General features: G+C 72.1%; 17 protein-coding genes, 1 pseudogene and 1 riboswitch. Of the genes and pseudogenes, 9 read left to right on the top strand and 9 right to left on the bottom strand.

Annotation, left to right across the window (positions count from 1 at the left end; translation table 11 throughout):
- Positions 1 to 98 precede the first annotated feature (98 nt).
- Complete coding sequence (locus RB628_RS23175) at positions 99 to 1,172, top strand: MBL fold metallo-hydrolase (RefSeq protein ID WP_318322437.1); 1,074 nt, start codon at positions 99 to 101, stop codon at positions 1,170 to 1,172.
- Positions 1,173 to 1,204: 32 nt separating this feature from the next.
- On the opposite strand, the gene RB628_RS23170 is transcribed toward RB628_RS23175, so the two are convergent.
- Positions 1,205 to 1,885, bottom strand: coding sequence for a phosphotransferase (locus RB628_RS23170; protein ID WP_318322436.1), 681 nt, complete (start codon positions 1,883 to 1,885; stop codon positions 1,205 to 1,207).
- 86 nt (positions 1,886 to 1,971) lie between these two features.
- Positions 1,972 to 2,053: riboswitch (cobalamin riboswitch) on the top strand.
- Positions 2,054 to 2,183: 130 nt separating this feature from the next.
- Between RB628_RS23170 and RB628_RS23165 the strand changes: the two genes are divergently transcribed.
- The 7 genes from RB628_RS23165 to RB628_RS23135 all read left to right on the top strand — a co-directional run bounded on the left by RB628_RS23165 (position 2,184) and on the right by RB628_RS23135 (position 9,088).
- On the top strand, positions 2,184 to 3,407 hold the full coding sequence (locus tag RB628_RS23165; RefSeq protein WP_318322435.1) for a prenyltransferase/squalene oxidase repeat-containing protein: 1,224 nt from the start codon (positions 2,184 to 2,186) through the stop codon (positions 3,405 to 3,407).
- Positions 3,404 to 4,072 (top strand): SCO2322 family protein, encoded by a 669-nt coding sequence (locus RB628_RS23160; RefSeq protein ID WP_318322434.1) that lies wholly within the window; start codon positions 3,404 to 3,406, stop codon positions 4,070 to 4,072. The genes RB628_RS23165 and RB628_RS23160 overlap by 4 nt, the downstream gene beginning before the upstream one ends.
- On the top strand, positions 4,072 to 5,289 hold the full coding sequence (locus RB628_RS23155) for a CbiQ family ECF transporter T component (protein WP_412180709.1): 1,218 nt from the start codon (positions 4,072 to 4,074) through the stop codon (positions 5,287 to 5,289). Before RB628_RS23160 ends, RB628_RS23155 begins: the two co-directional genes overlap by 1 nt.
- The gene (locus RB628_RS23150) at positions 5,286 to 6,968 is read left to right on the top strand and encodes an ABC transporter ATP-binding protein (protein WP_318322432.1); all 1,683 of its coding nucleotides are present in this window, start codon (positions 5,286 to 5,288) and stop codon (positions 6,966 to 6,968) included. The genes RB628_RS23155 and RB628_RS23150 overlap by 4 nt, the downstream gene beginning before the upstream one ends.
- Positions 6,965 to 7,789, top strand: coding sequence for an ECF transporter S component (locus RB628_RS23145; protein ID WP_318322431.1), 825 nt, complete (start codon positions 6,965 to 6,967; stop codon positions 7,787 to 7,789). The genes RB628_RS23150 and RB628_RS23145 overlap by 4 nt, the downstream gene beginning before the upstream one ends.
- Positions 7,790 to 8,108: 319 nt before the next feature.
- Positions 8,109 to 8,528 carry a transglycosylase SLT domain-containing protein gene (locus RB628_RS23140; RefSeq protein ID WP_318322430.1) on the top strand — a complete coding sequence of 140 codons (420 nt, stop codon included), beginning with the start codon at positions 8,109 to 8,111 and terminating at the stop codon, positions 8,526 to 8,528.
- Between the two features lie 338 nt (positions 8,529 to 8,866).
- Positions 8,867 to 9,088 (top strand): hypothetical protein, encoded by a 222-nt coding sequence (locus RB628_RS23135; RefSeq protein ID WP_318322429.1) that lies wholly within the window; start codon positions 8,867 to 8,869, stop codon positions 9,086 to 9,088.
- 275 nt (positions 9,089 to 9,363) lie between these two features.
- On the opposite strand, the gene RB628_RS23130 is transcribed toward RB628_RS23135, so the two are convergent.
- From RB628_RS23130 to RB628_RS23095, 8 genes and pseudogenes are all read right to left on the bottom strand, one after another.
- Entirely contained in the window at positions 9,364 to 11,652 is a 2,289-nt protein-coding gene (locus RB628_RS23130) for a protein kinase domain-containing protein (RefSeq protein WP_318322428.1), read from the bottom strand.
- A 263-nt stretch (positions 11,653 to 11,915) separates the two neighbouring features.
- A complete protein-coding gene (locus RB628_RS23125; protein WP_318322427.1) occupies positions 11,916 to 12,542 on the bottom strand; it encodes a class F sortase in 627 nt (208 codons plus the stop codon).
- Positions 12,543 to 12,642: 100 nt separating this feature from the next.
- Positions 12,643 to 13,011: a sortase-dependent protein gene (locus RB628_RS23120; RefSeq protein WP_318322426.1), complete on the bottom strand. Its 369-nt coding sequence runs from the start codon at positions 13,009 to 13,011 to the stop codon at positions 12,643 to 12,645.
- A gap of 101 nt (positions 13,012 to 13,112) precedes the next feature.
- The gene (locus RB628_RS23115) at positions 13,113 to 15,200 is read right to left on the bottom strand and encodes a HAMP domain-containing sensor histidine kinase (protein ID WP_318322425.1); all 2,088 of its coding nucleotides are present in this window, start codon (positions 15,198 to 15,200) and stop codon (positions 13,113 to 13,115) included.
- Entirely contained in the window at positions 15,187 to 15,948 is a 762-nt protein-coding gene (locus RB628_RS23110) for a response regulator transcription factor (protein WP_318322465.1), read from the bottom strand. The genes RB628_RS23115 and RB628_RS23110 overlap by 14 nt, the downstream gene beginning before the upstream one ends.
- Positions 15,949 to 16,010: 62 nt before the next feature.
- Positions 16,011 to 16,641: pseudogene (locus tag RB628_RS23105) on the bottom strand (glycoside hydrolase family 125 protein).
- Positions 16,642 to 16,958: 317 nt separating this feature from the next.
- Positions 16,959 to 18,878 carry a serine/threonine-protein kinase gene (locus RB628_RS23100; protein WP_318322424.1) on the bottom strand — a complete coding sequence of 640 codons (1,920 nt, stop codon included), beginning with the start codon at positions 18,876 to 18,878 and terminating at the stop codon, positions 16,959 to 16,961.
- 165 nt (positions 18,879 to 19,043) lie between these two features.
- The gene (locus tag RB628_RS23095) at positions 19,044 to 20,213 is read right to left on the bottom strand and encodes a steroid 3-ketoacyl-CoA thiolase (RefSeq protein ID WP_318322423.1); all 1,170 of its coding nucleotides are present in this window, start codon (positions 20,211 to 20,213) and stop codon (positions 19,044 to 19,046) included.
- A 267-nt stretch (positions 20,214 to 20,480) separates the two neighbouring features.
- Between RB628_RS23095 and RB628_RS23090 the strand changes: the two genes are divergently transcribed.
- Positions 20,481 to 21,719 (top strand): cytochrome P450, encoded by a 1,239-nt coding sequence (locus RB628_RS23090; protein ID WP_318322422.1) that lies wholly within the window; start codon positions 20,481 to 20,483, stop codon positions 21,717 to 21,719.
- Positions 21,720 to 21,807 lie beyond the last annotated feature (88 nt).

The following is a 21,807-nucleotide window of genomic DNA, read 5'->3' as shown; positions in this document are numbered from 1 at the left end:
AGTCCACAGCTCTCGCAGCACTACGAGGCAAGTGACTCGGGCTCCCATTGAAACCGGTTCTAGTTATAGTGGCTGGCAGCCCAGCCACAGGGGAGCCCATGACACAGGTGTCGACGCAGGTGACCGATCACGGCGGGGGCGTACGGTCCCTCCGGGTCCCCATTCCGAACAATCCCCTCGGATACACACTCGTGTACGTCGTCGACACCGACATCGGACCGGTGCTCATCGACACGGGCTGGGACGACCCGCTGTCCTGGGACACGCTCGCCGAGGGCCTGTCGGCGTGCGGCACCTCGGCCGGCGAGATCCACGGCATCGTGATCACCCACCACCACCCGGACCACCACGGCCTCTCGGGCCGGGTCCGTGAGGTGTCCGGGGCGTGGATCGCGATGCACGAGGCCGACATCTCGCTCGTGCGGCGGACGCGCGACAACCGTCCCGAGCGCTGGTACACGTACATGACGGCGAAGCTGGCGGCGGCAGGAGCCCCCGCCGACCACGTGGCGGCCCTGGGCGCGATTTCCCTCGGCACCCTGCCCGGCTTCTCCCCCGCACTCCCCGACCGCGAGATCGTCCCCGGCGAACTCCTCGCCCTCCCAGGCCGCCGCCTGCGCGCGATCTGGACACCGGGCCACACCCCGGGTCACGTCTGCCTCCACCTGGAGGAAACCCACCCGGCCGGGCTCCCCGGCAACGGCCGCCTGTTCTCGGGCGACCACCTCCTCCCCGGGATCACCCCGCACATCGGCCTGTACGAGGACCCGGCAGACACGACGATCGCCGACCCTCCCCCAGTCTCGACTTCGCTCGACCGGGGGGACCCCCTTGGCGACTACCTCGACTCCCTGGAGCGCATCGGCCGCCTGTCCCCGGCGGAGGTACTCCCGGCCCACCGCCACGCCTTCCCCGACGCGACGGTCCGCGTACAGGAACTTTTGGACCACCACGACGAACGCCTGGCAGGCCTCCGTGCCCTCCTCACCACTCCCCTCACCCCCTGGCAGCTGGCGGAACGTATGGAGTGGAACCGCCCCTGGGACGAAATCCCCCCGGGATCACGGAACATCGCGGTATCGGAGGCCGAGGCCCACGTACGCCGACTGGTCAAACTGGGCCAGGCGGAGGCAGTGACGGGGAGCGAGCCGGTGACCTACGTGGCCGTGTGACGCGCGACCCGGACGGACCCGCCGGGCAGGCTTCACGGCAGCAGCGTACGGATCAGCTCCTCTGCCGCTCCCAGCAGTTCGACCTCGCTCCGACTCATCGTCGGGTTCACCGCGCGCCGCCTGCGTGCCTCCGGCAGACCCTCCGCAGTCCGGGCCGCCTCCGGCACGGCGGACGGGGCTTTCAGCAGGGCGGTCAGCATCGCGCGGGCCGGTTCCGCCAAGGGGCCGGCGGACACCGCGACCTGGGCCAGGATCACGGCGGACATGGCCCGGTCCAGACCCGGCGTGCCCTCCTCCGAGTTCGCCCAGTCGATGACCCGGGGGCCGTGGGGAGTGACGATCACGTTCTCCGGATGCAGGTCGAGGTGGAGGACGCGGGTCCCGGGTTCAGAGGCCGGGTCCCGGGGCGGGACAGCGTGCAGGCCGTACAGGAGCGCCGCCAGCATCTCGCCGCTCTCGCGCGCGTCCAGCAGCCCGTCCTCGCACGCCTCCAGCATCGTCGGGCCGGACAGCCGCTCCAGGACCAGGTCGGTCCGGGTCGCCGCGCGCACCTCGGGGACGGGGTATCCGTGGCCTCGTACGTGCTCCATGACGTCCGCCTCCGCCGCCGCGTCGCCGAACCCGTCCCGGTAGCGGCGCAGTACCCACGCCGGCTCGTCGAGCTCGTAGACGTCAGCCGTGCGCCCCGAGCCGAGCAGTCTCCCCGTCCTCATGCTGTGACCTATCTCCGTCCACAGGGCCCTCTCAGCCCGTCGCCGCAGGCCGGTACAGTGGCGAGGTCGTCATCACACCCGTACGGGGGGAAGCCGGTGCAATTCCGGCGCTGACCCGCAACCGTGAGCAGCCCGGCGATCCGCCGGGGGCTGTGAGCCGGATTGCCCCGTGCGGACCGTGACCGGCTCGTGTCACCGGTGGTCCGCCGGTGTACGGCACCGTCGAGGCATACGGAGCCGAGCCGCCCGGGGTGTCCCGTGCTGCCCGTCTCCCCGCAGGGAGAGGCATCCGCCGATCATGAATGTCCGCCGCAGTCCAGCGGCTCTGGCCGTCATCGCCGTCTTCGCTCTGACCGCCGGTCAGGCGTCCGCCGCCTCGCCGTCCCCCTCCGCCGCCCTTCCCGCCGGGCTCTACGGCACCGCCGATCCCACCTACGACGGTGTCTGGCGTCAGTCCCTCGCTCTGCTCGCCCAGAACACCGTCGGGGTGAGGCCCGTCTCCTCGGCCGTGGACTGGCTGGCCGGGCAGCAGTGCGCCGACGGTGCCTTCGCGCCTTTCCGGAGCGATGCCGGCTCACCCTGCGATGCCAAGACCCTCGTCGACACCAACAGCACCGGCGCCGCCGTCCAGGCGCTTGCCGCCCTCGGCGGACAGGACGCGGTGGTCGGCAAGGCCGTCGCCTGGCTGAAGTCCGTGCAGAACGCGGACGGTGGCTGGGGGTACGCGGCCGGCGGGGCCAGCGACGCGAACTCGACCTCCGTGGTCGTCGGGGCCCTCGCCGCCGCCGGTGAGAAGCCCGGCGAGGTCGCCAAGGGCGGTAAGTCGCCGTACGAGCTGTTGCTGAAGCTGACTCTGCCCTGCGACTCGACCGACGGGGGCGCCTTCGCCTACCAGCCGGACAAGAAGGGCGAACTCGCCGCCAACGACGATGCGACGGCGGCGGCCGTGGTCGGCCTGCTGGGGAAGGGGCTCGCCGGGGAGGACGTGAAGCCGAGCGGTGCCGCTCCGGCCTGCGAAGGGTCGAACGATCCCGGGCAGGTCGCTCGCAACGGGGCCGCGTATCTCGTACAGGCGCTGGCCAAGGACGGACACCTGACGTCCGTGCTGGCCGGCGCGGAGGACCAGCCCGACTACGGGAACACCGCCGATGCCGTCCTCGCCCTCGCGACCGCCGGCCAGGGCGAGCAGGCCGGCGACGCGCTGCGCTGGCTGGAGGCCAACTCCGCGCCGTGGGCGAAGCAGGCGGGGCCGGCCGCCTACGCCCAGCTGATCCTCGCCGCGAACGCCGCGTCCGCCGATCCGCGCGACTTCGGCGGCCAGGACCTGGTGACCCTCCTCAACGCGACCGGCCCGGCGCCCGCGTCCGTCCCGGCCTCCGCCTCCCCGACCCCCGCCGCCGCCAAGGACAGCAAGGACGACGACAGCGGGTTCGGGACGCTGTGGACCGTCGGGGTCTTCCTCGTCGCCGGTGCCGGTATCGGCTTCCTGCTCAGTGGGCGCCGGAAGAGGCAGCAGCTGTGATCCGGCGCCGCACGCTCCCCCTTCTTCTCGCCGCGCTTCTCCTCTGGGTCGGCGCCGGGCAGGCCCAGGCCGTCGGATACCGCTACTGGTCCTTCTGGGAGCGCGACGGCGGTGCGTGGACCTATGCCACGCAGGGGCCGTCGACCGCCCGGCCCTCCGACGGTGACGTCCAGGGTTTCCGTTTCGCCGTGAGCCAGGACTCCGAGGACGCCGCCCGGCCGCGCGGCGACGCCGTGTTCGCGGTCGTCTGCGCCAGGACGCCCGCACAGGAGGGCCGGAAGCGGGTGGCGCTCGTCATCGACTTCGGTACGTCCGCCGACGCGCCGTCCGGGGAGAGTCCGCCCGCGACGCGTACCGCGTGCGCCCGCGTCTCCCCCGACGCGACCACGGCGGACGCCCTCGCCTCGGTCGCCAGGCCCCTGCGCTACAACGCGGGCGCACTGCTGTGCGCGATCGCCGACTATCCGCGCACGGGCTGCGGCGAGGCAGTGGGGGCGGACAAGCCCGCAGGCAACGCCCCGGACTCGGACAGCGGCCTGTCTGATATGGACAGCGGCCCGTCCGTCGGCCTGCTCGCGGGGATCGCGGCCGTGGCGGCGCTCGGCGCGGCGGCGATCTGGCAGACCCGGCGCCGCAGGCTGAGCGCTCCGCCGGAAGAGCGGTGATGAACCTGCGGGCCGGTGAGGGCTGGTCGCGCAGTTCCCCGCGCCCCTTTCGGGGCACGACCGCGCACCCGACTTCGCCGGCGCCGCGCAGCCCTGGCCGGGGGCAGTACAGCGAGGCCATGCACCCCGGCGCCTGGTGGGTCTGGTCCCTCGGCCTCGGCACCGCGGCCACCCGTACCACCAACCCGCTCCTCCTCGGCCTCCTCGTCGCCGTGGCCGGCTACGTCGTCGCCACGCACCGCACCGACGCCCCCTGGGCCCGCTCCTTCACCGCCTTCGTCAAGCTCGGTCTGGCCGTCCTCGTCATCCGGCTCGTCTTCGCCGTCGTCCTCGGCTCGCCGGTCCCCGGCTCGCACGTCCTCGTCACGCTTCCCGAACTTCCCCTTCCGCACTGGGCGCAGGGGGTGCGCGTCGGCGGCCGGGTGACCGCCGAGGGGCTGGTGTTCGCCCTGTACGACGGTCTGCGGCTGGCCGCGCTCCTCATCTGCGTCGGCGCCGCGAACGCCCTCGCGAACCCGGCCCGCCTCCTCAAGTCCCTCCCCGGCGCGCTGTACGAGATCGGTGTCGCGGTCGTCGTGGCCCTCACCTTCGCGCCCAACCTCATCGCGGACGTCCAGCGGCTGCGCGCCGCCCGCCGGCTGCGCGGCCGTCCGGACCGGGGCGTACGGGGGCTGCTCCAGGTCGGGCTCCCGGTCCTGGAGGGCGCGTTGGAGCGGTCGGTCGCGCTGGCGGCGGCCATGGAGGCACGCGGATACGGCCGCACCGCCGACGTCCCGGCCACCGTCCGCCGTACGACCGCCGCGCTCACCCTGGGTGGCCTGCTCGGCGTCTGCGCGGGCACGTACGGGCTGCTGACCGCGTCGGGCGGTACGTACGGGCTGCCGGTGCTGCTCGCCGGGCTGGCGGCGGCGCTGGGCGGACTGTGGCTCGGGGGCCGGCGTTCCCTGCGCACCCGGTACCGGCCGGACGTGTGGGGCGCACGGGCTTGGCTGGTCGCGGGGTCGGGGGTGCTGGTGGCAGCGCTGATGGTCCTCGTCTCCGCCGGCGGCACCGGCTCGGCGGGGGCGCTGCACCCCGGTTTCGTACCGCTGGTGTCCCCGACCCTGCCGCTGTGGCCGGCGGCTGCGGTGCTGCTGGGTCTGCTCCCCGCCTTCGTCGCCCCAAGTCCCCCTACCAGTACTGCCATCGCCCCCATCACCCCCAGGGAGCCGTCGTGATCCGCTTCGAGGACGTCTCCGTGACCTACGACGGGGCAGTGGAACCCGCGTGCCGGCACGTCGACTTCGAGGTGCCGGAGGGTGAACTCGTCCTGCTCGTCGGCCCGTCGGGGGTCGGCAAGTCGACGGTTCTGGGCGCCGTCAGCGGCCTCGTCCCGCACTTCACCGGGGGCACCCTGCGCGGCCGGGTGACGGTGGCCGGCCGTGACACCCGTACCCACAAGCCGCGCGAACTCGCCGACGTGGTCGGCACCGTGGGCCAGGACCCGCTCGCCCACTTCGTGACGGACACCGTCGAGGACGAACTCGCTTACGGCATGGAGTCGTTGGGCCTCGCCCCGGACGTGATGCGCCGCCGGGTCGAGGAGACCCTGGATCTGCTGGGCCTGGCCGACCTGCGCGACCGCCCGATCGCCACCCTCTCCGGGGGACAGCGGCAGCGGGTGGCGATCGGCTCCGTCCTCACCCCGCACCCGAGGGTCCTGGTCCTCGACGAGCCGACGTCGGCACTCGACCCGGCGGCGGCCGAAGAGGTCCTCTCGGTCCTGCAACGACTCGTCCACGATCTCGGTACGACGGTTCTGCTGGCCGAGCACCGCCTGGAACGGGTCGTCCAGTACGCCGACCGCATCGTCCTTCTCCCCTCCCCCGGCGCCGCCCCGGTCGTCGGCACCCCGGCGGAGGTGATGGCGCTCTCCCCGGTGCACCCGCCCGTGGTCGCCCTCGGCCGCCTGGCAGGCTGGTCCCCGCTGCCCCTGACGGTCCGCGACGCCCGCCGCAGCGCCGGCGGGCTGCGGGAGCGTCTGGCGGACCGCCCGTACCCGACAACCACGCCAACTCCCTCACGGACGCCCGTACCTGACCCGGCCCCACCCTCTCCCCGCCGGCTCTTCCGTCGAACCCCGCCGCCACCATCCCCGGCTTCCGCCCACGCGGCCGAAGCCGACGCCCTCTCCGTCCGCCGCGCCCGTGCCGAAGCACTGCGGCGCGTCAGCCTGACCGTCTCTCCCGGCGAGACCGTCGCCCTCATGGGCCGCAACGGCGCCGGGAAGTCCACGCTGCTCGGCGCGCTGGTCGGGCTCGTCGAACCCGCCGCCGGTTCGGTGCGTGTCGGCGGCGCCGTGCCGCATCGGACGGCGCCCCGGGACCTCGTACGCCGCGTGGGTCTCGTACCGCAGGAGCCGCGCGACCTGCTGTACGCCGACACGGTCGCCGCCGAGTGCGCGGCGGCCGACGCCGATGCGGGCGCCGCGCCGGGGAGCTGCCGGGCGCTGGTCTCCGAGCTGCTGCCCGGCATCACGGACGACACGCACCCGCGTGATCTGTCGGAGGGGCAGCGGCTGGCGCTCGCGCTGGCCGTCGTGCTGACCGCCCGGCCGCCTCTCCTGCTCCTCGACGAGCCGACCCGGGGCCTCGACTACGCGGCGAAGGCCCGGCTGGTCACCGTCCTGCGCGCACTGGCCGCCGAGGGCCACGCGATCGTGCTGGCCACGCACGACGTGGAGCTGGCCGCCGAGCTGGCCCACCGGGTGGTGATCCTGGCCGAGGGGGAGGTCGTGGCCGACGGTCCGACGGCGGAGGTGGTCGTGGCGTCGCCGTCCTTCGCACCGCAGGTCACCAAGATCCTGGCCCCGCAGCGGTGGCTCACGGTCGCCCAGGTGCGCGAGGCCCTCCGGTGACCGGGGCCGGGAAGCAACGCGCCGTCCGTCTCGGGCCGCGCTCCACCGCCGCCCTCGTCCTGGTCGGTGCCGTGGGAGTGGCGGGCTTCGGCTGGCCGTTCCTCGCGCCGCCCGCCTCCGCCGTCAGCGCGCACGCGCGGGACGCGCCCTGGCTCTTCGCCGGGCTGCTCGTCCTCCTCGTCGCGGTCGTGGCGGCGACGATCTCCGAGTCGGGGCTCGGCCCGAAGGCGGTGGCCATGCTCGGCGTACTGGCGGCGGCCGGGGCGGCCCTGCGTCCGCTGGGCGCCGGTACGGCCGGTCTGGAGCCGATGTTCTTCCTGATGGTGCTGAGCGGGCGCGTACTGGGGCCCGGCTTCGGTTTCGTCCTCGGCTCGGTGACCATGTTCGCGTCCGCGCTGCTCACGGGCGGGGTGGGACCCTGGATGCCGTTCCAGATGCTCGCGATGGGCTGGTTCACGATGGGCGCGGGCCTGCTGCCGGGCGCGGAACGGCTGCGCGGCCGGGGAGAGCTGCTCCTCCTCTCCGGCTACGGCTTCCTGGCCGCCGTCGCCTACGGCACGGTCATGAACCTGGCGGGCTGGCCCTTCATGGGCGAGCTGGCCTCGAACATCGCCTTCCTGCCGGATGCGCCGCTCGCCACGAACCTGGCCCGCTTCGTCACGTACTGTCTGGCGACCTCGCTCGGCTGGGACCTGGGACGCGCGGTGCTCACCGTCGTACTGACGATCACCCTCGGCTCGACCGTCCTCAAGTCGCTGCGCCGGGCCACGCGGCGGGCCGCTTTCGAGAGCCAGGTCACTTTCGACGCGCCCGCCACGTGAAGCGGCCCACAGGACGTACGTCACCTACGAGGCGGACTAGTAGCCCGAAGCTCGTGTCATGCCCACACAGAAACCGCCTCTGACCTGCACATTGAGAGCCACGTCACAAAAGGCCCCTCAAGCCCACATACGACCACAACTAGCAAAAGGGGTGATTGCGGACGCCCGCCGGGCCTGTTTCTCTGGAGCAGTCGCACGGCGCCGACGAGCCCTCACGGGTCGCGGCGCCGCCGCATGTCACCGCCGCTCACGCAGTACGCACCACGAGTGGCACCGGCTCGCCCGCGACGGCATCTGCTCCCGAGGAAAAAGGTTCTCCGTGTTCGTCTCCCGCATCGCCCGCACCATCGCCTCCCCGAAGAAGGCCCTCACCACCGCCGCCGTGGCCGCCGCCACCGCCGGTATGGTCCTGACCGCGGCTCCCGCCGAGGCGGCGACCACCGCCTCCGCCTCCGCCGCCAAGGCGATCGCGCACAAGCTGATCCCGGACGACGCGCAGTACAACGCGTTCAGCAAGATCGTCGAGCACGAGAGCGGCTGGGACGTCGACGCCACCAACGCCTCCTCCGGCGCGTACGGCCTGGTTCAGGCCCTTCCCGGCTCGAAGATGGCCGCGGCCGGCTCGGACTGGAAGACCAACGCCGCCACCCAGATCGAGTGGGGCCTGGACTACATGAACGACCGCTACGGCAGCCCGGTCGCGGCCTGGAGCTTCTGGCAGGCCAACGGCTGGTACTGAGCCGGCCCAGCACGGCAGGACATTCGCACAAAGGCGCCGCCCCCGATCGCTTCGGGGGTCGGCGCTTCTGTGTTCGTCATGCCTCGCTTGACGGGGAGAGTGGCTACCGATTCATAACTCTTCGCGATTACTCTGCGTAGGCCCCCGCCGCCCGACGGGCCGTCGCGAAGGCTCGACTCGACCCTCGGCACCCCGTGTGACCTGCACAACCTGCGTCAACGAGCGGGCTTTCACGCCGTGCGCGATCCCGTACGCCGACCGGGCGCCGGCATGGCTGGCAAAAGATGGAGATACCAGCCGGGCCCACGCCGGCCCGAAGGCGGAGCATACTGGCGTCAATGACAAAGACAGCGGTAACGCGGGCCCACCTGGCCACCAGCCCCTTCAAAGCCCCTGTGGCACCCCCTGCCAAGCATTTCGCGGTAGGAGACCGGGTCACTCACGACGTCTTCGGCCTCGGCCGGGTGACCACCGTCGAAGAAGGCATCGCAGTGCTCGTCGACTTCGGCGGGCGTCAGGAACGGATCATCGTTCCCTACGCCAAGCTGACCGTCCTGTGACATCTGCCGTGCCGTATCGAGAATCAGGAGATTTTCCATCGAGCTGACTTCGCTGTTCTCCGCGCCGGAACCGACCGCGTTCCACGCGAGGACTGATTCGCCGACCCCGGAGATCGACCCCTTCCAGGCGCCGTCCTTCGGGGAAGGCACTCCCGGCGCCTCCACCACCCCGGCGGAGGATTCCGACGCCTGGGAGCAGCCGTGAGCCACACCACCACCTTCGCGTGACCGCGGGCCGAGTCGCCCAGTGACGGGTCACGTTCTCCCGGATGCCTTCAGCGCCGAGGCATCGGAAGCGCGTACACCCTGTCGAAGTGCTGGGCGATCAGCGGGTGGTCGGTGTCGGCTGCGCTGCCGGCCGCGCAGGACAGCTGCCAGTCGTTGATGCCGGTGTCCCGGCCGTCCGTGAAGTTCCAGAGCAGTTCGCCCCGCTCGGCATCGATCGCGTAGAAGCCGTTCCTGTTGGCCGCCGCAGTGACGAACACCGCACCGGCGCCCGCGATCAGAGGATTCTCCAGGTCCAGCTCGGGCATCTCGCGGAACCAGCGCCGAGAGCCGTCGGTGGCGTCGAACGCCTGGACGCCGTGCGGGCTCCTCGTGGTGCAGTACACCGTGTCGCCCGCGGCCGCGACCGAGGCGAATCCGCCCCTCTCCTGCCGTACCCGCCAGCGCAGCACACCGGTCTCCAGGTCCACGGCGACAAGCTCGCCGTCGGCGGCGAAGACCGTCCCGTCGAGCACGACCGGAGCCGACCGGGTTTCCGCCTCGGACGCCATGGGCTGGCTCCACAGCACGCTCCCGCGGCCTTCGCTGCTACGGGCCGTCAGACGGTGCAGCCCGTCCAGGTAGACGAAGTGGCCGGAGTCGATGAACGGTTTCAGGTCGAGACCGATGTCCTGCGGGCTGATGGGGATGACCCTGGCCAGGCGGGCCCGCAGATTCGTACCGAGGACCACGTTCGTGGAGGCGGCCGACCCCCGCGACCCGTCCGGGTTGTCCTGCCGGTCGAACCGCAGTCCGACGATCGTGACCGTGCCGTTGGCCCCGCCGAGCAGCGTGTCGAACCGGAAGTCCGCCCCGAAGTCCAGCGCGTACCGCTCGGCGCCCGTGACCGGGTCGACGCCGATGACGGTCGCGCCGGTGCCGAGGGCGACGACGACGTCCGAGACGAGGAGGGGCGGGGTGGGCGACTGGCTGATGCCCCGGTAGGCCCACCGGGGACTGACACCGTCGGCGAGCCCGAGGCTGAACAGGGTGCCGGACTGGGTCTTCAGCAGGGCAGTGCCCTTGTAGAAGACCGCCGGTGCCTGGACCAGAGGGTCGCTGCGGTACGTCCACAGCGGTTCCGGCGCCGGACCGGCCGGCGTCGCCACGCTGCTCAAACTGTCGTTCGATCCGTGGAGCAGTGCGGCAGCGCCGGTCCCCAGGGTGAGCGCGGCGGCGGCGAGAACCCTGCGGCGGGAGGGGCCCGGCCGGAGCGGTCGCCGGGCGCGGTGGGCGCCTCGCTCGGGCGACTGCGCGGGCGGTTGCGGCGGTGACTGCTCGCGGGCCGGGCCGGGCTTCGGCTGTTCGGGGAGGTCGGGCCGCTCGGGGAAGACGACGCGGTGGGGGCTGTGCGGGCGCTCCGTGACGAGTGTCCGGAGAACCGTGGAGCGCGGGTCGAGGCGGCGGCCCCCGGGGCCGGCAGCGGCTGTGGCGCCGGCGCGGGCGGCCTCCCGCTCGCGGACCTCCGCCTTCCCGTCGGCCCCGAGCTCCAGGTCCATGAGGGCGGCGGCCTGCCGTCCTATGGAGGAGAGAACGGGCTCCGGCAGCCAGCCCTCCCAGTCCAGCGCGTCGGCGCCGCCGGGCGCGCAGGCCGCCGAGAGACGGTCCGGGCTGGGTCTGGCCGCCGGTGACTTCTCCAGGCAGAGCCGGATGATCGTGTCCAGGGGATCCTGGACCCCCGTCAGGTCGGGCGTTCCGTGCACCACCTGGTAGAGCAGCGTGGCCGCCGAGGAGCCGTCGAAGGGCGCCTTGCCGGTCGCGGCGTAGGCGAGGACCGAGCCGAGACAGAACACGTCCCCCGCCGGGCCCATCGGGTCGCCCGTGGCGTGCTCGGGGCACATGTACCGCGGGGAGCCCAACAGCACGCCGGAGAGGGTGAGTTCGTAGCCGTCGGTGGCGCGGACGATGCCGAAGTCGATGACGCGCGGGCCCTCGGCGGAGAGCAGCACGTTGGACGGTTTGAGGTCGCGGTGCACCAGCCCCGCGGAGTGCACGGCGATCAGCGCCTCGGCGAGTCCGGCGCCGAGGGCCAGTACGGATCTCGGTGGCAGCGGCCCGTACGCCTCGACCGCCTCGGCCAGCGTCGGACCGAGGATGTGCGTGGTGGCCAGCCAGGGGACGGGACCGTCCGGGTCGGCGTCCACGACGGACGCCGTGTAGGTGCCGCTCACCGCCCGCGCCGCCTCCACCTCGCGGCTGAACCGGTTGCGGAAGGCCTTGCCCGCGGCCAGTTCCGGACGGATGACCTTGACGGCGACGGTGTGCCGGCGGTCGTCCTTGGCGAGGAAGACCTCGCCCATCCCCCCGGCTCCGAGTCGCGCGACAGGACGGTACGGCCCCAACTGTTCCGGATCCGTGGGACGAAGTGGCTCCATTGTCCTCAGCTCGCCTGTTCCCCTGTTCCCCGTTCATGGACTTGGAGGGAGAGTAGGTGCTGGAGGGACTGTTGGCGTGCGCAATCGGCCAAGTCGTGGCCATTACTTGAGACTTCATGCAGGGACGGTTTGGACGTTACTCGTGACGTCAGGACGAATCCGGCACACCGTTTTCCGCATACGGCCCCTCAGGTCAGCGTCGCGTACACGATGAGGTTGTTCACCGGATGGCCCTGGGCGTCGAAGCCGCCGTCGCACGTGATGAGCCGCAGAGCACGGTCCTGGGCCGGGCCGTAGACCTTCTCCGTGGGGAAGGCGTTCTTGCCGACGCTCTCCGTGCCCGTGACGGTGAAGTGGGCCGCGTCACCGCTCGCGTCGGTGACGGTGATGTCCGCACCCTTGGTGATCTTCTTGAGGTCGTGGAAGACGGCCCTGCCGAAGCGGGTGTCGTTGTGGCCGATGATGACGGCCGCGCCGACCTCACCGGGCACGGCACCGCCCGTGTACCAGCCGGCGGTCATGCCCTTCTCGGCCGGCGGGACCTCGACCGTCCCGTCCGGGTTGAGGCCCAGCTCCATCAGCGGACTGCTGATCCCCAGCGAGGCGACGGCGACCTCGGCAGGGGACGCTGGGATGTCCGGGGCGTCCGGGGTGTGCGGAGCGTCCGGCGTGGCGGTCACGGCGGCACTGGCGCTGGGGGCGACCCGGACCGCCGGGTCAGGGGTGGACGAGCAGCCGGTGAGCAGGGTGACGGTCGCGAGCAGAGCGACGGCAAGGCGGGGCCGGGACAGGGCCGGACGGTGCACAGGGGACAACGCGGGCTCCAGACAGGGTGCGAGGGTTCGCCGGAACGCACAGGGCGCCGCCCGGTGAAGGACGGCGCCACCGTTTCGTACGAGAGGTCGTGCTGCCGGGTCAGCCGTCCCGGCGTGCGGTGGTGCGGCGGCGCAGTACGTAGGTGCCGGCCCCCGCGAGCAGCAGCGCGCCCGTGGCCGAACCGACGAGGGTGGATGTGCTGTCGCCGGCCGGGGCCTCGCCCGCGGCGACACCGCCCCGCGGGTAGTCCTTGCCGGCCTTCGCGGCCTCGGCCGCCCTCGCGTCCTCGGCCTTCTTCTTCTCCAGGACCTCCTTCTCCTCCGGGGTCAGGTCGGTCGCGCCCGGCGTCGGAGTCGGGTCGGCGGCGAAGGCCGCGGAGGCCGGGACGAGCAGCGCGCCGGCCGCGACGCCGGTCAGGACGGCGAGCCGCAGGGGACGCAACGGGCGCAGGGTCAGACGGCGGGACATGTAAGGGCTCCAGTTCCAGCCCGGCTTGGTCGTACCTGGTTGCCGATCCGCACCAGGTTCCGGGCATGCCCCCAGCCTGGCGGCCACTTGTGAGAAAACTGTCAGATCGCCGTGGTCATCCCATCAGGGCCGGCCGCGGTCCCCTCCGTATCGGCGGTCGGCAGCCGCAGGGTGAAGGTGGCGCCCTCTCCCTCCGTGCTCGTCACGTCCACCGTGCCGCCGTGGGCCTCGGCGAGCTTGAGGACGATCGCCAGGCCCAGACCGCTGCCGCCGGTGCTGCGGTTGCGGGACTTCTCCGCCCGCCAGAAGCGGTCGAACACATACGGGAGGTCGCCCGCCGGGATGCCGCTGCCGGTGTCGGACACCTCCACGGCGAACTCGTCCCGCGCGTCGGTGACGTACGAGCGCAGGGTCACCGTGCCGCCGGCCGGGGTGTGGCGTACCGCGTTGGAGAGCAGGTTGCTGACGGCCTGGCGCAGCCGTACGGGGTCGGCTTCGAGGAGCGGTGGGCGGGCAGTGCCCGGTGGCGCTGTGAGGACCGTGAGCGTGACGCCCGCGGTCTCGGCCAACCCCTGGTGTGCCGAGGCGGCCTGGCCGAGGAGTTCGTCGATCCGTACCGGTTTTCGGTGCAGCCGCAGGGCGCCCGCGTCGGCCGCGCCCAGGTCCTGGAGGTCGTTGATGAGGTGCTGGAGCTGCAACGCCTCCTCCAGGAGCGAGGAGACGAACGCCGGGTCCGGGTCGGCCAGTCCGTCATGGGCCGCCTCCAGCCAGCCCCGGATGTTGCTCAGCGGCGTCCGCAGCTCATGGGCGACATCGCTGACCATCACCTTGCGCTGCTCCTCCAGCCGGGCCCGGTGCGCGGCCATGTCGTTGAAGGCCGCCGTCAACCGCCCGATCTCGTTGTCCGAGACGACGGGCACGGGCACCGGTGTCGCGTCCAGGCCGTCCCGCATGCGCTGGGCGGCGCCGGTGAGCGCGTGCAACGGGCGTACGAGCCTGGCTCCCGCGAGCACCGAGGCGCCGACGGTGAGGGCGAGGACCAGGGCGGTGACGCCGGCGATGCGTGCGGTGTTGGCCCGGGAGAGGTCGAGGCCGGGTACGCCGGCGGCACCGGGACCGTCGATGAACAGCAGTGCGGGCGCGGCGACATGGCCCGTGAGCTGTTCCCGGCGGGCGCTGCCGACACAGGCGGCGACGGCCCGGTCGTACGCACTGTCGCGGATCTCGGCGGGGGTGTAGTCGAGCGCGCCGCCGGAAGCCGCTTTCCGTTCGGCCGTCGCGGCGTCCTCCGCCCTCTTGGCGGCCAGGGCCGCCGCCTCCCGGTCGCCGAGGCCGTCCAAGGTGCCCGGGACCGCGTCCTCCCGCCCGTATGCGTAACTGCGGTCCCAGGACAGGTCCAGGTTCAGTTTCACAGCCTTACGGCCCTGTCGTGTCAGGCAGGCGTCGGCCAGTTGGTTGAGGGCGCCCAGGGCCTTCCGCTCGGTCGGGGTGGGACCGACCGGGAAGGACTCCAGACACTTCGCTTCCAGTTCCCGGTCGATCTCGCTGTCGGTCCCGCCCTCGGTCTCGTCGCTCACGAACTGGACGCGGGGCCGTCCGCCCGGGCTCTCGACGACGTCGGCGGCGATTCCCATCCGGCTGAGGCACTCCACCCTCCCGGCGGACGCCTTCCGCAGCGCTGCGCGTTCCTTCGCGGGCAGCCGGAAGGGCCCCACGGCCCGGGGATCGACGCGGTCCGCGCCGGCCTTGGCCGCGTCGGGCACCAGCACGGTGTCGACGGAGAGCGGGTCGACCACCGCCGAGGGCTGCGGCGCCAGCGCAGCCGACGCCGAACTGTCACCCGCGGAGCTGGAGTTGGCCGAGTCCACGAACGTGCGTCGGCCCTGGGTGGTGAGCACGATCCGGCGCCCGGACTCCTGGGCCAGTGCGCGCACGGTGGTGTCGACGCCCTCCCAGTCGGGGTGGGTTGCCGCGTACCCGAGGAGGGTGTCGTAGATCTTCGCGTCGGACTTGAGGTTCTGCCCCTGTTCCTGGCGGATCGCGACGGAGGTCGTCTGCACGGCCAGCCAGGCGGTCGCGGCGACCGAGCACGAGGCCACCAGCGCCGACACCGTCAGCAGCCGCCCCGCCAGGCTCTTGCGGAGCGGCAGCCGGGCACCCGGCGCGCCCCCCTTGTCAGGACGACGCATGGCGCGCGTTCTTCGCGGGGTCCGTCAGTTTGTAGCCGACGCCGAAGACGGTGACGATGCGGGCCGGACGTCGTGGGGCGCGCTCGATCTTCTTGCGCAGGTTCATGATGTGCACGTCGACGGTCCGGCCGCTGATGTACTTGTCGAAGCCGTGCAGTTCCTCCAGGAGCCGTGCCCTGGTGAAGACCCGGCCGGGCTCGGCAGCCATCGCCGCGAGGATACGGAACTCACCGGGCGTGCACTCGACGGGCGTTCCGCCGACCGACACCTCGTGCCGCGCGGGATCGACCCTGAGCGCGCCGACCGCCAACACCTCGTCGTCCGGGCCCACTTCGGGCTCGGGGGCGGGCGTGGGGTCGGGGGCGGGGGCGGGTACGGGGGCCGGGTCGGCGCCGCGCCGGTTGCGGCGCAGCAACGTCCGTACCCGGGCCGTCAGTTCGCGGGGACTGAACGGCTTGGTCATGTAGTCGTCGGCGCCGAGGTCGAGGCCGAGCAGCAGATCGTCCTCGGTGCTGCGGGCCGTCAGCATCAGCACCGGCACATCCCGGCTTTCGGCGCGCAGAATCCGTACGACGTCGAGGCCGTCGGCCCTGGGCATCATCACGTCGAGGACGACCAGGTCGGGCTCCTGGTGCCGGACCTGGTCGAGAGCCGTACGGCCGTCCTCGACGACCGTGACGGTGTGTCCCTCGTGCTCCAGATAGCGGCGCACCAGTTCGGCCTGCTTCGCGTCGTCTTCGGCGACCATGATGTTTGCGCACACGCCGGAGATGGTAGCGAGCGCCTGCGCGGGCAGGGCCGTAAGCGGCTTTACGGCTGGGGCGGTTCGGCCGTGGGCAGGCGGGGACGCAGGCGTGGCGTCGAGCGGCCAGTGAGGTCGAGGAGCAGCTCGGCGAAGAGGGCGTCGCCTAAGCCGAACCAGGGGCGGGCGCAGGTCGCGGGGTCGTCCACGTGGAAGCCCGCGTGCACGGAGCCGGTGTCCGCGTCGGTGCGTAGCAGCGGCTCGGCGAGCCGGACCAGCTCGGCCTCGTCGTCGCTGGTCAGCGCCTGCATGGTGAGGGAGAGCGGCCAGACGTGGCCGGCGCGGTGTGCGGGCTGCCGATGCCGGAGGCCGAACTGCCCTCGCAGTGCCAGGGGTTGGCGTCGCCGGGGACGAACTCGGGGGTGCGCAGGTAGAGCTGGGCGCCCGGGTCGCACCAGCCGAGTAGGGCAGCGAGAGCAGGCCCGGGATGTTGGCGTCGTCCATCAGCGACTGCCCGCCGAGACCGTCGGCTTCGTACGCGTACACCGCCGCATCTGCCCCTGCGGTCACCCCGTACGTACGTACCCCGGTGGCGATCCCGCCCGAGAGGGCCGTGGCGTCGGCGGCGAGGTCGAGGGCTCCGATCACCGTCGCCAGTTCGGCGAGGCCGGCCAGGGCGGCGAGGGCGACGGCCGCCATGGCGTTGGCCGGGACCAGGTAGCCGTACTGGCGGCGGTCGTCGCTGGAACAGTCCAGGCAGTGATCGCGCGGAAGGCCGAGAGGATCGGTACGCAGGCGGTACGGAAAGCGGTGGACGCGGTGCGGGAAAGAAGGTGACGAAGTCGATCGGGACGTCGTTCGTGTCGATCACCGCGGACAAGCCAGGGAACGTGAACGTGAGCAACTACGTGTACCTGTGCACCTGCTGATGCTGCGTCAGGCCTCTTCCGGTGCAACCGGCCTACTGCTCCACCCTGCCGCAGGGGCGGGGCCTCGGCGCACCCGGGCGGCCGGGGTCACTCGGCCGCCCTCAGCGCGGCCCAGGTCGCCTGCTTCACCACCCCGTCGACGTCCAGCCCCCTGTCGCTCTGGAAGGTGCGTACCGCCGCCTCGGTGCTCTCCCCGAAGATGCCGTCCACACCGGAGCCGCCGAGGTCGTACCCGCGCTTCGACAGGATGCACTGGGCCTGCGTGACCTTCTTCCCCTGGTCGCCCAGGCCGGTACGGCCGTTGCCCGTGTAGTACGTGCAGTCGGTGGTCCAGGGGGCCGTGGCGGGCCCGGTCGAGGAGTCGTCCGGGGACGGAGTGGGGTCGGTACCGGCATCGGTGCCGGTACTGGTACCGGTGTCCGTTCCATCGCCGACACCGTTGTCCGTGCCGGTACCGGTGCCGGTGCCCGTGCCCGTGCCGGAGGACGTGGGGTCGGCCTGTCCGCCGTCGACGGTGGAGCCGGAGATCTCCGAGGGCTCGGCGGGGCCGTCGGCGTCCGGGCCGCTGCCCGACGCGCCCGGCAGGGAGCTCCCGTCCGGGGATCCCGGTGCCGACGAGGGGCTACCTTCGGTGAACGCGGTGCCGTCGGGGGCGGTCGTAACAGCCCCCGGGGGCAGGGCGGTCGCGCTGGTCTCCGGACGGGCGAGTACGAAGACCAGCGCACCCAGGACACAGAGGGCGAGGCCCGCCGCGGCGGTCGGCACCGGTCGCCTGCGAACCCAGACGAGGACTCCACCCGGGCTCCACCGCCCCGGAGACGTCTCAGCGGACGACGCCGCCGGGTTCGCCGGGTTCGCCGGGTTCGCCGACGATACGACGGAGTCGGCGCCCGGAGCAGACCGGCCCGCGCCTCTCGCCGGGGTCTCTGCCGACGCCGGGACAGGTGCAGGGCCTGCGGAAGCACCGGGGGCCTGGACCGGCACCGCGGCCGGAGACGCGGCTGGAGACGCCGGGTTCGGGCGGCCCGGGAACCGTAGCTCCGCCGCCCGCTCCACAGGCACGCGGTACAACGTCTCGTACGCCCGCTGCCGCTCCAGCACCCTGCCATGGAGTGGCTCCGGCCACCCGGATGCCTCCGACGCGCCGGCACGCCCACGCGCCGCCGCGACCAGCACTGCCGGCGTCGGCCGTCGCTCGGGTTCCTTGGCGAGGCACGCGGAGAGCAGCTCGCCGAGCGCCGGGTCGGCTGCCGTGATCTCGCCGATCACCTCGGCGTCGGGCTCCTCGAAGGCGACCCGGTGCATCACGTCGACGCCGGTGCCGTCGCCGAACGGGGCCCGGCCGACCGTCGCGTAGATCAGGGTCCCGGCGAGCGAGAACACGTCGGACGCCGGGTCGCAGTGGCCGGTTCTGAGGTACTCCGGGGACATGTAGGCGGGCGTTCCGACCCGGTTGCCGGTGCCGGTGATCGCGCTCGCGTCGGCGGCCTTCGAGATGCCGAAGTCGATGACGTGGGCGCCCTGGACCGACAGCAGCACGTTGGACGGCTTCAGGTCCCGGTGCACGATCCCCGTGGCGGCGAGGTCGGCGAGCGCCTGCCCCAGCTCCGCCACCAACCGCCAGACGGCGCCCGGCCCCAGGGCACCGTCCTCCCGTACGGCGTCCGCCAGGTCGAGCGCGGCGAGATACTCCGTGGCCATCCACAGCAACTCGTCCTGGAACCCCGTACCGCACAGTTTCGGCGCGTGCTCTGTGCGGACCTGGCCGTGCACCGACGCCTCGTGCTCGAAGCGGCGCCGGAATCTCGGGTCCTCGGCGTACTCCGGGCGGATCACCTTGACCGCGAACAGGCCGGGACTGTCGTCCGAGGGGCGCGCGAGATAGACCCGCCCCATGCCGCCGCTGCCGAGCAGCGCCAACGGTACGTACGGGCCGACACGTTCGGGGTCGGCGGGACGCAGCGGCGCGGCAGCGGCCTGCCGCAGCGCGGCAGCTTCGTCCGACACGGAACCCCCGAAATCATGTTCTCCATACGCCAGTTCGCCTCACTGGCAGAACGAGGCTAACGCAGCCGGCCCGTACGCACAGGGTTTCGATCAGTTCCGCCCGTCCACGCGGGCGCCACCGTCAGGCGGGTCCACGGCCCCCTGAGGTACGGCTGCGCCACCTTTTCACAACCGCTGGATGATCGTCCCCGTCGCCAGCGCCCCGCCCGCACACATGGTGATCAGCGCGAACTCCTTGTCCACGCGTTCCAGTTCGTGCAGCGCCGTGGCGATCAACCGCGCGCCGGTCGCACCCACCGGATGCCCGAGAGCGATCGCGCCGCCGTTCACGTTCACCTTCTCCAGGTCCTGTTCGAAGACCTGCGTCCAGCTCAGCACCACGGAAGCGAACGCCTCGTTGATCTCGACCAGGTCGATGTCCTTCAGCGTCATGCCCGCCTTGCCCAGCACCGCCCGGGTCGCGTCGATCGGACCGTCCAGATGGAAGTGCGGGTCGGAGCCCACCAGCGCCTGGGCCACCACACGTGCCCTCGGCCGCAGTTTCAGCGCCCGCGCCATCCGCTTCGACGCCCACAGCAGCGCGGCCGAACCGTCGCTGATCTGGGACGAGTTGCCGGCCGTATGGACAGCGGTCGGCATGATCGGCTTCAGGGCGGCCAGCGCGTCCATCGACGTGTCCCGCAGCCCCTCGTCCCGGTCGACGAGCCGCCACATGCCCTGCCCGGCCCCCTGCTCCTCCTCCGTCGTGGGCACCTGGACGGCGAACGTCTCCCGCTTGAACCGCTCCTCCGACCACGCGGCCGCCGCCCGTTCCTGCGAGAGAAGCCCCAGCGCGTCCACGTCATCGCGGGTCAGCCCGCGCTTTCGGGCGATGCGTTCCGCCGCCTCGAACTGGTTGGGCAGATCCACGTTCCACTCCTCCGGGAACGGCTTCCCGGGCCCGTGCTTGGAAGCCGATCCCAGCGGCACCCGCGACATGGCCTCGACCCCGCAGCTGATGCCGACGTCGATGACACCCGCCGCGATCATGTTGGCGACCATGTGCGAGGCCTGCTGGGAGGAGCCGCACTGGGCGTTGACCGTCGTCGCCGCGGTCTCGTACGGCAGGCCCATGGTCAGCCAGGCCGTGCGGGCGGGGTTGGCGGACTGTTCGCCGGCCTGGGTCACCGCGCCGCCGACGATCTGCTCGACGCAGTCGGCGGGGATGCCGGTACGGCCCAGGAGCTCACGGTAGGTCTCGCCCAGAAGATAGGCGGGGTGGAGGTTGGCGAGCGCGCCGCCGCGCCTGCCGATGGGGGTGCGTACGGCTTCGACGATCACGGGTTCCGCGGCCATGATGGGGAGTTCCTCTCCTCAGGTCACCCGCGCGGCGCGGGCGTCCCGGCCACCCGCCACGCAGAACTAGTACGCGTTCTAGTTCTGCTTGCAGTCTGCTGACGGGCCGTCCGGCACCGCAACCCCCTTGCAGCGCCCGATACCACAAGTGGTGCCCGGAATTGGGGGCGTCGCACCCCTTGCCTCTTCTAGAACCCGTTACTACCTTCGCGACACCCACCATTCCTGATGGACCGTCAGATACTGTTCAGATGACGGGAGTTTCCGATGGCGCACTGCCCCGCGTTGCCCGAAGGGTTCGACTTCACGGACCCCGACCTGCTCCATCACCGCATACCCCTCCCGGAGTTCGCCGAGCTGCGCGCCACCGAACCGGTCCACTGGGTGCCCCAGCACCCCGGTATCGCGGGCTTCGCCGACGAGGGTTACTGGGCGGTCACCCGGCACGCGGACGTCAGGTACGTGTCCACGCACCCGGAGCTGTTCTCGTCCACCACCAACACGGCGATCATCCGCTTCAACGAGCACATCGAACGGGACGCGATCGACGCCCAGCGGCTGATCCTGCTCAACATGGACCCGCCCGAGCACACCCGGGTCCGCCAGATCGTGCAGCGCGGCTTCACCCCTCGCGCGATCCGCGCCCTGGAGGACAACCTGCGCAGCCGCGCGCTCGCCATAGCCGCGAACGCCGCCGCCCGCACCGGCCCCTTCGACTTCGTCACCGAGGTCGCCTGCGAACTGCCCCTCCAGGCCATCGCCGAGCTGATCGGCATCCCGCAGGAGGACCGCCTCAGGATCTTCGAGTGGTCCAACAGGATGATCTCGTACGACGATCCGGAGTACGCGATCACCGAAGAAGTCGGCCAGCAGTCGGCCATGGAACTCATCGCGTACGCCATGAACATGTCCGCCGACCGCAAGCAGTGCCCGGCGCAGGACATCGTCACCACCCTGGTGGCGGCGGAGGACGAGGGCAACCTCGCCTCGGACGAGTTCGGATTCTTCGTGCTGATGCTGGCCGTCGCGGGCAACGAGACGACCCGCAACGCCATCACCCACGGCATGCACGCCTTCCTCACCCACCCCGACCAGTGGGACCTGTACAAGCGCGAACGCCCGTCCACCACCGCCGAGGAGATCGTGCGCTGGGCGACCCCCATCGTCTCCTTCCAGCGAACGGCCACCCAGGACACGGAGCTGGGCGGCCAGAAGATCAAAGAGGGCGACCGGGTGGGCCTGTTCTACTCCTCCGCCAACCGCGACCCCGAGGTCTTCGACTCCCCGGACGTCTTCGACATCACCCGCGACCCCAATCCCCACCTCGGCTTCGGCGGCGGAGGCCCGCACTTCTGCCTCGGCAAGTCCCTGGCCGCCATGGAGATCAACCTGATCTTCAACGCGGTCGCCGACGCCATGCCGGGCCTCACCCTGGCGGGCGACCCGCGCAGGCTGCGCTCGGCCTGGATCAACGGGGTCAAGGAACTCCGGGTGAGCGCCGGCTAGTGCCGCGGCAGGCAGCGTTCGCCCGTCAAGGAACGGCGTCCGGTGCGTGCTCTCGGCGTGCCGGCCGCAAGCCCTCGTACTGGACGTA

Origin of the sequence: Streptomyces sp. ADMS, assembly GCF_033441795.1 — a bacterium.
Classification (GTDB): domain Bacteria; phylum Actinomycetota; class Actinomycetes; order Streptomycetales; family Streptomycetaceae; genus Streptomyces.
The sequence above is the reverse complement of the archived record's forward strand: the minus strand, read 5'-3'. Positions and strand labels throughout refer to the sequence as shown.

Bases quoted from the DNA above. Each gene is read 5' to 3' on its own strand.
- RB628_RS23175 (WP_318322437.1), top strand. From the start codon at position 99: ATGACACAGGTGTCGACGCAGGTGACCGATCACGGCGGGGGCGTACGG.
- RB628_RS23170 (WP_318322436.1), bottom strand. From the start codon at position 1,885: ATGAGGACGGGGAGACTGCTCGGCTCGGGGCGCACGGCTGACGTCTAC.
- RB628_RS23165 (WP_318322435.1), top strand. From the start codon at position 2,184: ATGAATGTCCGCCGCAGTCCAGCGGCTCTGGCCGTCATCGCCGTCTTC.
- RB628_RS23155 (WP_412180709.1), top strand. From the start codon at position 4,072: ATGAACCTGCGGGCCGGTGAGGGCTGGTCGCGCAGTTCCCCGCGCCCC.
- RB628_RS23135 (WP_318322429.1), top strand. From the start codon at position 8,867: ATGACAAAGACAGCGGTAACGCGGGCCCACCTGGCCACCAGCCCCTTC.
- RB628_RS23130 (WP_318322428.1), bottom strand. From the start codon at position 11,652: ATGGGCGAGGTCTTCCTCGCCAAGGACGACCGCCGGCACACCGTCGCC.
- RB628_RS23120 (WP_318322426.1), bottom strand. From the start codon at position 13,011: ATGTCCCGCCGTCTGACCCTGCGCCCGTTGCGTCCCCTGCGGCTCGCC.
- RB628_RS23115 (WP_318322425.1), bottom strand. From the start codon at position 15,200: ATGCGTCGTCCTGACAAGGGGGGCGCGCCGGGTGCCCGGCTGCCGCTC.
- RB628_RS23110 (WP_318322465.1), bottom strand. From the start codon at position 15,948: ATGGTCGCCGAAGACGACGCGAAGCAGGCCGAACTGGTGCGCCGCTAT.
- RB628_RS23095 (WP_318322423.1), bottom strand. From the start codon at position 20,213: ATGGCCGCGGAACCCGTGATCGTCGAAGCCGTACGCACCCCCATCGGC.
- RB628_RS23090 (WP_318322422.1), top strand. From the start codon at position 20,481: ATGGCGCACTGCCCCGCGTTGCCCGAAGGGTTCGACTTCACGGACCCC.